The sequence below is a fragment of the Antarctobacter albus genome, from assembly GCF_900101505.1.
Lineage (GTDB): Bacteria > Pseudomonadota > Alphaproteobacteria > Rhodobacterales > Rhodobacteraceae > Antarctobacter > Antarctobacter albus.
Genome location: NZ_FMZI01000003.1, coordinates 1 through 14,019 on the forward strand (window position 1 = coordinate 1; position 14,019 = coordinate 14,019).

Annotated in this window: 11 protein-coding genes and 1 pseudogene; 8 read left to right on the plus strand and 4 right to left on the minus strand. The window is 67.1% G+C overall.

The annotated features are described in order from the left end of the window. Nucleotides 1-165 (minus strand): annotated as a pseudogene (gene glyA, locus BLQ71_RS25925) (serine hydroxymethyltransferase); the annotation flags it as partial. 173 nt (nt 166-338) lie between these two features. Between glyA and BLQ71_RS05555 the strand changes: the two are divergent. Further along, nucleotides 339-1,100 carry an NAD kinase gene (locus BLQ71_RS05555; protein ID WP_069209346.1) on the plus strand — a complete coding sequence of 254 codons (762 nt, stop codon included), beginning with the start codon at nt 339-341 and terminating at the stop codon, nt 1,098-1,100. 30 nt (nt 1,101-1,130) lie between these two features. Here the strand turns inward: BLQ71_RS05555 and BLQ71_RS05560 are convergent, their stop codons facing one another. After that, entirely contained in the window at nt 1,131-2,045 is a 915-nt protein-coding gene (locus tag BLQ71_RS05560; protein ID WP_074621017.1) for a hypothetical protein, read from the minus strand. A gap of 322 nt (nt 2,046-2,367) precedes the next feature. Between BLQ71_RS05560 and prpE the strand changes: the two genes are divergently transcribed. Beyond that, nucleotides 2,368-4,260 (plus strand): propionate-CoA ligase PrpE, encoded by a 1,893-nt coding sequence (gene prpE, locus BLQ71_RS05565; RefSeq protein ID WP_069209345.1) that lies wholly within the window; start codon nt 2,368-2,370, stop codon nt 4,258-4,260. A 146-nt stretch (nt 4,261-4,406) separates the two neighbouring features. On the opposite strand, the gene BLQ71_RS05570 is transcribed toward prpE, so the two are convergent. Then, nucleotides 4,407-6,686, minus strand: coding sequence for an NADP-dependent malic enzyme (locus BLQ71_RS05570; RefSeq protein WP_069209344.1), 2,280 nt, complete (start codon nt 6,684-6,686; stop codon nt 4,407-4,409). A gap of 190 nt (nt 6,687-6,876) precedes the next feature. On the opposite strand from BLQ71_RS05570, the gene BLQ71_RS05575 reads away from it, so the two are divergent. From BLQ71_RS05575 to BLQ71_RS05600, 6 genes are all read left to right on the plus strand, one after another. Beyond that, nucleotides 6,877-7,296: a cytidine deaminase gene (locus tag BLQ71_RS05575; protein ID WP_074621271.1), complete on the plus strand. Its 420-nt coding sequence runs from the start codon at nt 6,877-6,879 to the stop codon at nt 7,294-7,296. Next, nucleotides 7,296-8,588 carry a thymidine phosphorylase gene (locus BLQ71_RS05580; RefSeq protein WP_074621018.1) on the plus strand — a complete coding sequence of 431 codons (1,293 nt, stop codon included), beginning with the start codon at nt 7,296-7,298 and terminating at the stop codon, nt 8,586-8,588. Before BLQ71_RS05575 ends, BLQ71_RS05580 begins: the two co-directional genes overlap by 1 nt. Then, nucleotides 8,585-9,790, plus strand: coding sequence for a phosphopentomutase (locus tag BLQ71_RS05585; protein ID WP_175459227.1), 1,206 nt, complete (start codon nt 8,585-8,587; stop codon nt 9,788-9,790). Before BLQ71_RS05580 ends, BLQ71_RS05585 begins: the two co-directional genes overlap by 4 nt. Then, entirely contained in the window at nt 9,787-10,821 is a 1,035-nt protein-coding gene (locus BLQ71_RS05590; RefSeq protein ID WP_083342162.1) for an adenosine deaminase, read from the plus strand. The genes BLQ71_RS05585 and BLQ71_RS05590 overlap by 4 nt, the downstream gene beginning before the upstream one ends. Further along, nucleotides 10,818-11,450: a uracil phosphoribosyltransferase gene (gene upp, locus BLQ71_RS05595; RefSeq protein ID WP_043135834.1), complete on the plus strand. Its 633-nt coding sequence runs from the start codon at nt 10,818-10,820 to the stop codon at nt 11,448-11,450. Before BLQ71_RS05590 ends, upp begins: the two co-directional genes overlap by 4 nt. Before the next feature lie 186 nt (nt 11,451-11,636). Next, the gene (locus tag BLQ71_RS05600) at nt 11,637-12,854 is read left to right on the plus strand and encodes an SPOR domain-containing protein (protein ID WP_088702299.1); all 1,218 of its coding nucleotides are present in this window, start codon (nt 11,637-11,639) and stop codon (nt 12,852-12,854) included. 79 nt (nt 12,855-12,933) lie between these two features. Here BLQ71_RS05600 and BLQ71_RS05605 read toward each other — a convergent pair whose 3' ends face one another. Then, complete coding sequence (locus BLQ71_RS05605) at nt 12,934-13,950, minus strand: hypothetical protein (RefSeq protein ID WP_074621020.1); 1,017 nt, start codon at nt 13,948-13,950, stop codon at nt 12,934-12,936. Nucleotides 13,951-14,019 lie beyond the last annotated feature (69 nt).

Consider the following 14,019-nt stretch of genomic DNA (forward strand, 5'->3'; position numbering starts at 1 on the left):
GCCCTGCGCCTCCATCACCGCGCGCGAGACGATGTTCTCGGAGGCGATCAGCTCGATCTCGTCGCGTTGCCGGCCAAGCTCGCCGGTGATCGAGCCAAACAGTTCAGGGTCGCGCGAGGCGAGGGACTCGGTGAAAAAACCGTCGTCACGATGGGGGGCGTTCATGGCGCTGCTCCTTTGGATTCGGATTGCGGGGTTTCGTATAGGAAACCGGCTCTGACTCAAAGTAGGTAAAGCGACGGGCTGCGACATACCAGCGGCATGGCGGCCCGGGCACTGGTCCCTGCCGGAACTTTGTGCTTCCATCCGCCCCGGATGGAGACGACAGGAAACCCCCGATGAGCTTACGGATCGCCTTTTGTGCGTCCAACGCGCCGATTGCGCAATCGGCGCGCGCAGGCCTGACGCGGCGCTATGGCGACCATGCCGAGCGTGGCGCGGACGTGATCGTCGCGCTGGGTGGCGACGGTTTCATGCTGCACACGCTGCACCGGACGCAGGAGCTGGCGGTGCCGGTCTACGGCATGAACCGGGGCACCGTGGGCTTTCTGATGAACGAATATTCGGAACACGGGCTGGTCGAACGGCTGACCGCGGCGGAAGAGGCGGTGATCAACCCGCTGGCCATGCGCGCGACCTGCACCGACGGCGAGGAACACGAGGCGCTGGCGATCAACGAGGTCTCTCTGCACCGTTCGGGCAGCCAGGCGGCGCGGCTGCGGATCAGCGTCGATGGCCAGGTGCGGATGGCGGAACTGGTCTGTGACGGGGCGCTGGTGTCGACGCCCGCCGGATCGACCGCCTACAACTACTCTGCGCACGGGCCGATCCTGCCGATCGGCGCGGATGTGCTGGCCCTGACCCCGGTGGCGGCCTTTCGGCCCCGGCGCTGGCGCGGCGCGCTGCTGCCCAAGGCGGCAGAGGTCAGTTTCGAGGTGCTGGAGGCCGAGAAGCGCCCGGTCATGGCAGAGGCCGACGGGGCGGAGGTGCGCGACGTGCTGGCGGTGCAGATCCGGTCAGAGCCGGGTGTGGCGCACCGGGTGCTGTTCGACCCGGGGCACGGTCTGGAAGAACGGCTGATCCGCGAGCAGTTCGTTTAGAAGGGGGCGGGATCGCCCGTCCCTGGCTCTTCAGGGTTGCTGTTCCTTCAGGTCGAACCCGTCGAGTTCGTAGCGTTTGCCGCAGGGGCCGGCCTCGTCCCCGTCGCCGCATTGCGATCCCTTCACGATCAGGGTCAGGACGCCGGGTTGCCCGGTGATGGCCGCGTCCTGGATCGCGTTCAGGAAGACGCGGCGATAGCGGCCGTCCTCCATGCCCAGCCAGAAGGAGGTCAGACAGCCGGCCGGGCCGCAGACCATGTCGGGCGTGCTGTCGCACAGCATGGCGCCGTGGTTGATCCGCAGGTCCATCGGCGGTTTGCCGTCGATGTCGATCTGCTGCGAGAAGCCGTCGCTGACGGTCAGCTGCCCGTCGAGGACGGTGCAGGCCTCGCGCATGTCGCCAAGGATCTGCGCGGCGGGATCGGGCAGGGTGCGCCGTTCCAGCTCGCGCTGGTCGAAGTCGGGCAGCGGGCAGAATTTCTGGACCTCGGTGATCGCCGCGTTCGACCCGATCAGGGTGAAGCGATGGATCACCGGCGCGCTGTCGGCGCTGTCCCAGACATGCAGTTGCGCACGGATGCCGGCCTTGAGCCGGTCGATGCCGCGCAGCTGGGTTTCCTCAAGCGGGGCATGGAAGCTCTCCAGCCCGGTATGGCTGAAATCCAGCGACCCGGCCAGTTGCGAGCCGACGAACAGCAGGCTGTCGAGGCGTGGCGCCGCCACCATGCCGGGCATGTTCCGCGTCGTCAGGCGGTAGGCCAGCGGCTCTCCGGTGGAGCAGCCCAGTTCAAAGCAGATCACTTCGTCATCGCCGTTGCAGACGCGGGCAACATGTTCGGTCGCCTCCTCGCCGCCGACGAACTCCCAGTTGGCCCAAGCGGCACCGGTCCAGGCGCAGAGGCCGACAATGGCCAGGGTCAGTGCCTTGAAGGCCTTGCTTTGCATGAAGAATCTCCTTTCGCGCGGTCAGGGGATGAGTCCACGCCGCGCACGGCAGGTCAAGTCACACGACAGATCACAATCGCGCAAGCGGATTCCGCGCCATAGTATCGGGCGACTTGGGGGCGGGGCAGGGCGAGTCGCTTTTCAACTTTGCAAAGTCTCGCGATCATCAAAGATCACAGCAAGGATTTCGTGGGTTTGCAAATCTTTGCAGGGCGAATTCGCAAATCTTCTGCGATAATCTGTCCTGACCGCCGGTAACAGACTTGCCCGTTTGGCGGTGCTGCGCCTAAGCGGTTTGTCAGGGAATAGAGGAGGCTCTCTCATGGGGTATCAAGACGTTTATGACCGCGCGCAGGCCGATCCGGAAGGCTTCTGGATGTCGGCGGCCGAGGCGATCGACTGGGAGAAGAAGCCCTCGAAGGCCCTCTTTGACCGTGGCGATCACATGTACGAATGGTTTGCCGACGGCATGGTGAACACCTGCTGGAACGCGGTGGACCGGCACGTCGAGGCCGGGCGCGGCGAGCAGACGGCGATCATCTACGACAGCCCGATCACCCATACCAAGCGTGAGATTTCCTACGTCGAACTGCGCAACCGCGTGGCCAACCTGGCCGGCGCGCTGCGCGCCAAGGGCGTCGAGAAGGGCGACCGCGTCATCATCTACATGCCGATGATCCCCGAGGCGCTGGAGGCCATGCTGGCCTGCGCGCGGCTGGGCGCAGTGCATTCGGTGGTCTTTGGCGGCTTTGCCGCGAGCGAGCTGGCGGTGCGAATCGACGATGCCCAGCCCAAGTGCATCATCGCCGCCTCCTGCGGGATGGAGCCGGGCCGCGTCGTCCACTACAAGCCGCTGCTGGACGGGGCCATCGACCAGGCCAAGCACAAGCCCGATTTCTGCGTGATCTTCCAGCGCGAGCAGGAAGTGGCGCACCTGGAAGAGGGGCGCGACTACAACTGGCACGGGTTCCAGTACGGCGTCGAACCGGCGGACTGCGTGCCGGTCGAGGGCAACCATCCCGCGTACATCCTCTATACCTCGGGCACCACCGGCCAGCCCAAGGGCGTCGTGCGCCCCACGGCTGGGCACCTGGTGGCGCTGAACTGGACCATGAAGAACCTCTACAACGTCGATCCCGGCGACGTGTTCTGGGCCGCCTCGGACGTGGGCTGGGTCGTGGGCCATTCCTACATCTGCTACGGCCCGCTGATCCACGGCAACACCACCATCGTCTTCGAAGGCAAGCCCGTGGGCACCCCCGACGCGGGCACCTTCTGGCGGGTGATCTCGGAACACAAGGTAAAGTCCTTCTTTACCGCGCCGACTGCCTTCCGCGCGGTGAAACGCGAGGATCCCAAGGGCGAATTTGTCGGGAAATATGACCTGAGCTGCCTCAAGGCCGTCTACCTGGCGGGCGAACGCGCCGATCCGGACACGATCCAATGGGCGCAGGACCAGCTGAAGGTGCCGGTGATCGACCACTGGTGGCAGACCGAAACCGGCTGGTGCATCGCGGGCAACCCGCTGGGCATCGAGGAATTGCCCACCAAGCTGGGCTCTCCGGCCAAGCCGATGCCGGGCTACGACATCCAGATCCTGGACGAGGGCGGCCACCCCATGAAACAGGGCGAACTGGGCGCCATCGCGGTCAAGCTGCCGCTGCCGCCGGGCACGCTGCCGACGCTGTGGAACGCCGAGGCGCGGTTCAAGAAGAGCTACCTGGAGCATTTCCCCGGCTACTACGAGACCGGCGACGCGGGCATGATCGACGAGGACGGCTACGTCTACATCATGGCGCGCACCGATGACGTCATCAACGTCGCGGGCCACCGCCTGTCGACCGGCGGCATGGAAGAGGTGCTGGCCTCGCATCCGGACGTGGCCGAATGCGCCGTGATCGGCGTGACCGACCAGCTGAAGGGCCAGCTGCCGCTGGGGTTCCTCTGCCTCTCCTCGGGCGTGAACCGCCCGCACGAGGAGATCGTGGCGGAAAGCGTCAAGCTGGTGCGCGAGAAGATCGGCCCCGTCGCGGCCTTCAAGCTGGCCTGCGTGGTGGACCGCCTGCCCAAGACCCGCTCGGGCAAGATCCTGCGCCGGACGATGGTTCAGATCGCGGATGGAGAAGAGTTCAAGATGCCGGCGACCATCGACGACCCGGCGATCCTGGACGAGATCAGGGAAGCCCTGCAGGGGCTGGGCTACGCGAAGGGCTGAGACCTGGCAGGCGCTGCGGGCGTTTTCCCAACGGGTGTGAGGGGCGCTGCGGCGCCCTTCTTTGGTTTGAAAAATACCTCGGGGGAGGCGCCGAAGGCGACGGGGGCAGAGCCCCCATCGCGCGGGTTCGGGCCCGCGCCGCCGGCTCAGCTGTAGTGATCGACCGGCGTACCTGCGATGGCGGCCATGTTCAGCAGGCCCCGCGCGGTGATCGAGGGTGTCACGATATGGGCGCGGTTGCCCATGCCCATCAGGATCGGCCCGACCTCCAGCCCGCCGCCCTTCATCTTGAGGATGTTGCGCGTGGCCGAGGCGGCATCCGCATGGCCGAAGATCAGCACGTTGGCCGCGCCCTGCATCCGGTTGCCGGGGAAGAGGCGCGCGCGCAGCTCGGGGTCGAGCGCGGCGTCCACGTTCATCTCGCCCTCGTAGCAGAAATCGCAGCCGCGATCGTCGAGGATCTCGAGCGCCGCGCGCAGCCGCTGGCCCGAGCCTTCGGCCTGGTTCCCGAACTGCGATTGCGAGCAGAGGGCGATGTTGGGCTCGATCCCGAAGCGCCGGACGTGCCGTGCCGCGCCGATGGCGGTCTGGGCCAGTTCCTCGGGCGTGGGCAGCAACCGCACATGGGTGTCGGCGATGAAGAGCGGCCCGTCTTCGAGGATCATCAGCGACAGCGCGCCATGCGGGTGCAGCTTGGCCGAGCCGAGGATCTGGCGGACATAGTTCAGGTGCCAGCGGTATTCGCCGAAGGTGCCGCAGATCATGCTGTCGGCCTCGTCGCGCTGGACCATGATGGCGCCGATGGCGGTGGTGTTGGTGCGCATGATCGCGCGGGCGAGGTCCGGCGTGACGCCGCGCCGCGCCATGATCTGGTGGTAGGTTTCCCAGTAGTCGCGGTAGCGCGGGTCGTTCTCCGGGTTCACGATGTTGAAATCGCGGTCCGGGCGGATTTCGAGGCCCATGCGCTCACATCGGGTCTCGATCACCTCGGGGCGGCCGATCAGGATCGGGGTTTCGGTGGTTTCCTCGAGGATCGCCTGGGCGGCGCGCAGGACCCGTTCGTCTTCGCCCTCGGCAAAGACGATGCGGCGGCTGGCGGTGGCGGCGGCCTGGAAGACCGGGCGCATCAGCAGGGCGGACTTGTAGACGCTTGCGTCAAGGCGCTGCTTGTAGGCCTCGATGTCCTCGAGCGGGCGCATGGCGACGCCGCTTTCCATCGCCGCGCGGGCCACTGCGGTCGAGACGACGCCGGAGAGGCGCGGATCGAAGGGCTTGGGGATCAGGTAGTCGGCGCCAAAGGTCAGCTGCTCGCCCCGGTAGGCGGCGGCGGCCTCTGCCGACGTCGTGGCACGGGCCAGCGCCGCGATGCCCTCGACACAGGCGACCTGCATGGCGTCGTTGATCTCTGTCGCGCCGACGTCCAGCGCACCACGGAAGATGAAGGGGAAACAGAGGACGTTGTTGACCTGGTTGGGGAAGTCGCTGCGCCCGGTGGCGATGATCGCATCCGGAGCCGCCTCGCGGGCGAGGTCGGGCATGATCTCGGGCGTCGGGTTGGCCAGGGCAAAGATGATGGGGCGCCGCGACATGCGCCTGACCAGTTCGGGTTTCAGGACGCCGGGACCGGAGAGACCCAGGAAGAGGTCGGCGCCGTCGATCACCTCGTCCAGCGTGCGCTTGTCGGAGGCCTGGGCAAAGGCGGCCTTTTGCGGGTTCATGTCCTCTGCCCGGCCTTCGTAGACCAGCCCGTGAATGTCGCAGAGCCAGACGTTCTCGCGCTTGACGCCCAGTTTCAGCAGCATGTTGAGGCAGGCGATGCCCGCCGCGCCGCCGCCGGTGCTGACGACCTTGATGTCGCCCCAGGCCTTGCCCGCGACGTGCAGCGCGTTGGTGGCCGCAGCGCCGACGACGATGGCGGTGCCGTGCTGGTCATCGTGGAACACGGGGATGTTCATCCGCTCGCGGCAGAGTTTTTCGACGATGAAACAGTCGGGCGCCTTGATGTCCTCGAGGTTGATGGCGCCGAAGGTGGGTTCCAGCGCGCAGACGATCTCGGCCAGCTTCTCGGGGTCGGGTTCGTTCACCTCGATGTCGAAACAGTCGATGTCGGCGAATTTCTTGAACAGGACGGCCTTGCCTTCCATCACCGGCTTCGATGCCAGCGCGCCGATATTGCCCAGCCCCAGGACGGCGGTGCCGTTCGAGACAACGGCCACCAGGTTGCCGCGGGTGGTGTAGCGGGCGGCGGCGGCCTCGTCGGCCTTGATCTCCAGGCAGGCTTCGGCGACGCCGGGGGAATAGGCGCGGGAGAGGTCGCGGCCATTGGCCAGCGGCTTGGTCGCGCGGACCTCGAGTTTCCCGGGCTTTGGGTTCTCGTGGTAGAACAGGGCCGCCTGGCGCAAGGTTTCGTTGCTGGATTCGGTCATGGGCAGGCCTTTCGGACAGGGGTAGTTCAACGGTAAACAATCGTGAACGCCGGGTGAAGACTCCTCTTTGGCGGTACAGTTTTCGGCTAATTTTGTAAATCGCGAGAGAGGACCGGTGCCGGGGGTGGCGGATTTTCCGACCAGGGCGACCCGGCGTTCACGCTTGCAATCGCGGCGCGCCAGTTTCACGATGAAGGCCCGAAGTCCCGGAGGTTCCATGTCCCTTGCCGATGCGGCCCGCGCCGTGCGCGAAAACGCCTATACGCCCTACTCCAATTTCAAGGTGGGGGCCGCGCTGCGCACACCCTCGGGGGCGGTCTACGTCGGATGCAACGTCGAGAACGTCGCCTACCCCGAAGGCACCTGCGCCGAGGCGGGGGCGATCGCGGCGATGGTGGCGGCGGGCGAGACCGAGATCGCCGAGGCCTATGTCATCGCCGACAGCGCGCACCCGGTGCCCCCCTGCGGTGGCTGTCGGCAGAAACTGTTCGAGTTTGCCAAGGGGCACACGCCGGTGACGCTGGCCACGCTGGACGGGGCCGAAGAAAAGGTGACCGTGGCGGACCTGCTGCCCGGTGCCTTTGCCAACAGCCACATGGACCGCGCGTGATGGACGCAAGGCGGGTCATTGCCGAGTTGCGGCGGGGCGAGGACCCGTCGCCGCGCGACCTGGCCTGGTTCGCGCAGGGCCTGGCCGATGGCACGGTCAGTGCGGCCCAGGGCGGGGCCTTCGCGATGGGTGTCTGCCTGCGCGGCCTGTCCGAAGCCGGGCGCGTGGCGCTGACGCTGGCGATGCGGGATTCGGGCCATGTGCTGCACTGGGACCTGGATGCGCCGGTGGTGGACAAGCATTCGACCGGCGGCGTGGGCGATTGCGTCAGCTTGGTGCTGGCGCCCGCGCTGGCCGCCTGCGGGGTCTATGTGCCGATGATTTCCGGCCGGGGCCTGGGCCATACAGGCGGCACGCTGGACAAGCTGGAAGCGATCCCCGGCTATTCGGTCGGCGTGGACGAGGCCATGTTGCGGCACGTGGTGGGTGATGTCGGCTGTGCCATCGTCAGCGCCTCTGCCGACATCGCGCCCGCGGACAAGCGGCTGTACGCGATCCGCGACGTGACGGCGACGGTCGAGAGCCTCGACCTGATAACCGCCTCTATCCTGTCCAAGAAACTGGCCGCCGGGCTGCAGTCGCTGGTGCTGGACGTCAAGACCGGCTCCGGCGCCTTCATGAAGTCCCCCGAAGAGGCGCGCGCGCTGGCCGAGGCATTGGTGAGCACCGCCAATGCCGCCGGGTGCCCCACGACCGCGCTTATCACCGACATGTCGCAACCGCTGGCCCCCGCGCTGGGCAACGCGCTGGAGGTCGATGTTTCGATGGCGGTGCTGACGGGCGAGGCGACGGGGCCGCTCTTGGACCTCAGCATTGCGCTGGGGGCTGAGCTGCTGACCACTGCCGGGATCGAGGGAGGCGAGGCCAAGCTGCGCAAGGCCATCACCAGTGGCGCGGCGGCGGAACGGTTTGGCCGCATGGTCTATGCCCTTGGCGGGCCGCTGTCCTTTGTCGAGGACTGGCGGCGGTTCCTGCCCGAGGCCACGGTGATCCTGGAGGTGCCCGCCCCCGCCGACGGCGTGGTGACGGCGATGGACGGCGAGGCGCTGGGCCTCGCCGTGGTCGACCTGGGCGGCGGGCGCCGAGTCGAAACGGACGTGGTGGACCCGGCGGTGGGCCTGTCGGACATGGTGCGCCTGGGGGACAGGGTGCGCCGGGGGCAGCCGCTGTGCCGCGTGCACGCGGCGCGCGAGGGGCAGGCAGCGGCAGCGGCGCAGGCGGTTCTGGAGGCGATCACGCTGGGCGAGAGTGCCGCCGCCGCGACGCCTCTGGTTCTGGAACGGGTGAGCTGATGCGGGCCTTTCTGGTGGTCATGGATTCAGTCGGCATCGGCGGTGCGCCGGATGCGGCCAGCTATTTCAACGACGGTGTGCCCGATACCGGCGCCGATACGTTGGGCCATATCTTTGACGCCTGCGCGCGGGGCGCGGCAGAGGAAGGGCGCAGCGGGCCGCTGCACCTGCCCACCCTGGCCGGGCTTGGCCTGTACCAGGCCGCCGACCTGGCCTCTGGTGGCGCCCGCGCCGGGGATCAACCCGTGACCGGCCTATGGGGGGCGGCCACGGAAGTCTCGAAGGGCAAGGACACGCCCTCTGGCCACTGGGAATTGGCCGGCCTGCCGGTGCCCTGGGACTGGCACTATTTCCCCGACAGGGTGCCCGCCTTTCCGAAGGATCTGACCGACGAGGTCTGCCGCCTTGCCGGCACCGATGGTGTGCTGGCCAATTGCCACGGCTCCGGCACCGTCATGCTGGACCAGTTCGGCGAAGAGCACATCCGCACCGGCAAACCGATCTGCTACACCTCCGCCGACAGCGTTTTCCAGATCGCCGCGCATGAGGAGCACTTTGGCCTCGACCGGCTGCTGACGCTCTGTGCCGATCTGGCGCCGACCCTGCACGCGATGAAGGTGGGCCGGGTGATCGCGCGGCCCTTTGTCGGTGAACCCGGCAATTTCACCCGCACCGGCAACCGGCATGACTATGCGATCAAGCCGCCGCAACCGATCCTGACCAACTGGGTGCAGGAGGCGGGCCGCCGGGTCTACGCGGTGGGCAAGATCGGTGACATCTTTTCCATGAGTGGCATCGACGAGGTCCGCAAGGGCGACGATGCCAGCCTGATGCGGCACCTGTCGGACCTGGTGGACGAGGCCGAGGAGGGTTCGCTCACATTTGCCAATTTCGTCGAGTTCGACAGCCTGTACGGCCACAGGCGCAATGTCTCGGGCTATGCGCGGCACCTGGAATGGTTCGACGCGGAACTGGCCCGCCTGCTGCCGCGGCTGCGCGAGGGCGATCTGATGCTGATCACCGCCGACCACGGCAACGACCCGACATGGACCGGCACGGATCACACCCGCGAACGGGTGCCGGTGCTGATCGGCGGTCGGGGCGACGGCAGCATCGGGCAGGTTGGGTTTGCGGATGTGGCGGCCAGTATCGCCGCGCATCTGGATGTGCCGGCGCAAGGGCCGGGAAGGAGTTTCCTGTGAAAGACGAAGACGAGCGCCGCCCGATCACGGACGAGGAACAGCTGGACCGTATCGCGCGTCTGCCCAAGGTCGAACTGCACCTGCATTTCGAGGGCGGTGCGCCGCCTGCCTTCATCCGTGGGCTGGCCAAGCAGAAGAAGGTCGACATCGGCGGGATCTTCAACGAGGACGGATCATACGCCTACCGCGATTTCTGGCATTTCCTCGAGGTCTACGAGGCGGCGACCTCTGTCCTGAAAACGCCCGAGGATTTCGCCCGGCTCTGCACCGCCGTTTTGGAGGAAAGCGCGAAAAACGGCGTGGTCTATTCGGAAACCTTCCTCAGCCCGGATTTCTGCGGTGGCGGCGATCTCGGCGCCTGGCGCGAATACCTGCAGGCGATCCGCGAGGCGGCAGAGGCGGCGGAACGCGACATGGGCGTGACCCTGCGCGGCGTGGTCACCTGCATCCGCCATTTCGGCCCGGAAAAGGCCAAGCGCGCGGCGTTGTGTGCGGCGGAAACCGCGGGCGACTGGCTGGTGGGCTTTGGCATGGCCGGGGACGAGAAACAGGGCAAGCAACGCGACTTTGCCTATAGTTTCGACATGGCGCGCGAAGCGGGGCTGCGGCTGACCAGCCATGCGGGCGAATGGAACGGCCCGCAGGAAGTGCGCGAGGCGGTCGAGGACCTGCGGGTCGAGCGTATCGGCCACGGCGTGCGCGCCGCACCCGACCTGGCGGTGGTCGACATGCTGGCCGAGCGGGGGATCACGCTGGAGGTCTGCCCGGGGTCCAACGTCTTCCTTGGGGTCTATCCCGCGCTCAAGGTGCATCCCATCGACATGCTGCGCAAACGGGGCGTGAAAGTCACCGTTTCGACCGATGATCCGCCATTCTTCCATACCAGCATGCGGCAAGAGTACCTTGGCCTTGCGCGCGCCTTTGGTTGGGACGAAGAGATATTCGCAGAGATCAACCGCACCGCCCTTGATGCCGCATTCTGCGACGCGGCCACGAAAGAGGCGGTCCTGAAGAAACTGGAGCAGGCATGAGCGAGACCCTTACGATCGTCAAACACCCGCTGGTTCAGCACAAGCTGACCCTGATGCGCGAAAAGGACACCTCGACCGCCAGCTTCCGGCGGCTGTTGCGGGAAATCAGCCTGCTTTTGGCCTATGAGATTACCCGGGATCTGCCCCTGTCGGAGCGACGCATCGAGACGCCCCTGTGCGAGATGGACGCGCCGGTGATCGAGGGCAAGAAACTGGCGCTGATCTCGATCCTGCGGGCGGGCAATGGCCTGCTGGACGGCATTCTGGAACTGGTCCCGGCGGCGCGGGTCGGCTTTGTCGGGCTCTACCGCGACGAGGAGACGCTGCAGCCGGTCCAATATTACAACAAGCTGCCAACGCAGATGAACTCTCGCCTCGCGATCGTGGTGGACCCGATGCTGGCCACCGGCAATTCCTCGGCCGCTGCCGTCGACCTGGTGAAACAGGCAGGCGCCACCGACATCCGCTTTCTCTGCCTGCTGGCGGCGCCCGAGGGCGTGCAGCGCATGGCAGAGGCGCATCCGGACGTGCCGGTCGTCACCGCCGCGCTGGACGAGCGGCTGAACGAAAAAGGCTATATCGTGCCGGGCCTCGGTGACGCGGGCGACCGGATGTTCGGCACCAAATAAAGGCGCAGGCGGCAGGGCGGGCGCAACTCTTGGGACAGGCACCCGGCCAGCCATGAAAGACACCGGGAAAACCTCCCGTTTTCGGCAGGCCCTTCTGTGGACAACTCGGGCAGCCTAAGGTTTTCAAGGCTTTACAGGTCATGTTTTGACGCGGTACTCTGCTGGGTATCATCTGTGGGGACAGACATGACCTTGAAAACGCTCTCTATTTTTGCGCTTGCCGTTTCCGGATTCGGAATTTTCTCTCTGCCAGCGGCGGCGCAAACCTCCGCCCGGGACGTCCCGGCCAACTTTCCGCCGGCCTCTTACACGGGGCGCCAGTTCGTCGATAACCGGGGCTGTGTCTATGTGCGCGCCGGCTATGACGGGGCGGTGACCTGGGTGCCGCGCGTCTCGCGCCAGCGTGAGCAGATCTGCGGCCAGACACCGACCTTCGGATCGCAAAAGGTGGCCGCGCCTGCCGCGCCGGCGCCCACCACGACCAAGCCGGTCCAGATCACGGCGACACCGCCTGCCGCTGCCCCGGCCCCGGTGCGCACGACGACCACGGCCCCCGCCGCCAAGCCGCGCGCCACCGTCCGCGCCGCCAAGCCGATGGCGGCACAACAGCCGCGCGTCGTCCGCCGCGTGCCCAAAGCCGCCGCACCGGTTGCAAAGGCCCCCGCGCCCCAGGCCGCACCGGGCGAATATGCATGCGTCAACGGCGAGACCTTCCGCGTCGTGAACGGGATGAAGCTGCGCGCCAGCTGCGGCCCGCAGACGGCGCCCCATGCCACCATCATCCGCCGTGGCGAGGCGCCCGCGCCGGGCAAGAACGTCTACTACAACAAGAACAGCTGGGACGGCAGCAGCCTGAGCCTGCCGCCGGAAACGCGCATCGTGCCCAAACATGTCCTCGAGGAGCAGGACACCCAGGTCGCGCATGTCCCGACGGGCTATCGCCCCGCCTGGAGTGATGACCGGCTGAACCCCTACCGCGCCTGGCAGACCGTCAAGGGCCATCAGGACACTCAGAAGGTCTGGACCAACACCGTTCCGCGCAAGCTGGTCGTCCAGGCCCGCCGCCACGAGGTCAAGCCGCCGGTCATCGCTGGCCGGGCCAAGTCGCCGCTGCCGCTGACCGCCATCGTCGCCTCCAGCGGCAAGGCGCCCAAGTCGACTGGGGAACCGGAGGTCAAGGTGGGCCGCTGGATCGAGGTCGGGGCCTTTACCACGTCGGACAAGGCCCGGTATGCGGCGCATCGGCTGCAATCCTCGGGTCTCAGCGTGCGCATGGCGAATGTCAGCCGCAACGGGCAGGACCTGTCGTTGCTGCGGGTTGGGCCTTATGCCTCTTTCGATGAACTGAAGATGGCGCTGCGCCGGGTCCACGGCACCGGGTATACTCAGGCCTACATCCGCTGAACGCGATCCATCGCGATCCTTCGACGCCCGCGTGCCATCGGCAGGCGGGCGTTTTCCATTGGGTCGCCTTGTCAGGCTCTCAGGCGCCGCAGATCCCCTGCAGGCGCACCCAGTCCGCATCGCTCAGCACCTGCCGGCTGCCGTCGCCGGCGCGGGGGTCCGCCTCGATCAGCGCAAGCGTCCGCTCTCCGGTGATGTCCAGCGCATAGGCAAAGGGCGTGCTGCGGATCTCGGCGTGGTCAAAGGCGGCGATCAGGGGATCGACGGGCGGCAAGGCAGGCGTTTCGGCCATGAGGTATTCGGCATAGGACGACAGTGCGCCATCGGGCAGGGCGCCCGTCGTCAAGAGCCGCAGGCTGGCCACCAGTCCCGCGTGATCCAGCAGCGCGGCCAGCGGATCGGTTTCCGAGGCCCGCACGGCCTCGGCCAGCACAAAGCCCGCCGCGACGTCGGGATCCTCGAAATCCTCGACGACCCCGTGGTTCAGCAGGACGATCCCGCCGGGCAGATGCGCGCTGACCCGCGCGCCGCCGGGCAGGATCACGATCCGCCCGCGGGTGAGCAGGCGGTTGGCCAGGCGGTCCAGCGGTTGCTGCGCATCCCGCGTGGCGCAGGGTTTGCCCGCGACCCTCTCGATATGCTGCAAGAGGTTGTTGCCGATCTCGACCCGCTTGACCGGCGGCACCACGGTTACCGCGTAGCGTTCCAGCGCATCCGGCACCCAGAAGATGGCCGCCGCCGCGATCGCGGCGAGGGTGCCGCCCGTCAGCAGGAACCGCAGCTTGCCGGGGCGCGGACGGCGCCGGTCGATGGCACGTAACAGCCGGTCGATCCCGTTGATCATCTCGCTCTCGGAGCCGTCCAGTTCCAGCGTTTCCTCGGGCGCGTTGTCGGGATGGTAGATGGCCGGAATATCCTTGCCGTTGGCCCGGTTGACCGCCCCCAGGGACCAATGGGCCAGCGCGGTGCCGTTGATGTCCGAAAGCGTCAGGGTCGCCTCGCCCAGAGACACGATCACCTCGCGTCGCTGCTCGTCCGGCGACGGACGCCAGAGGCCGGTCGCTTCGAGACGGGAAAACTGTTTCAGGGCGGTCATCGGGGCCTGCTCTGCCTCGCGTTTTCGCGACGCTAGCACGGGGCGCGGGGCTGGGCAATCTGGCCCGCG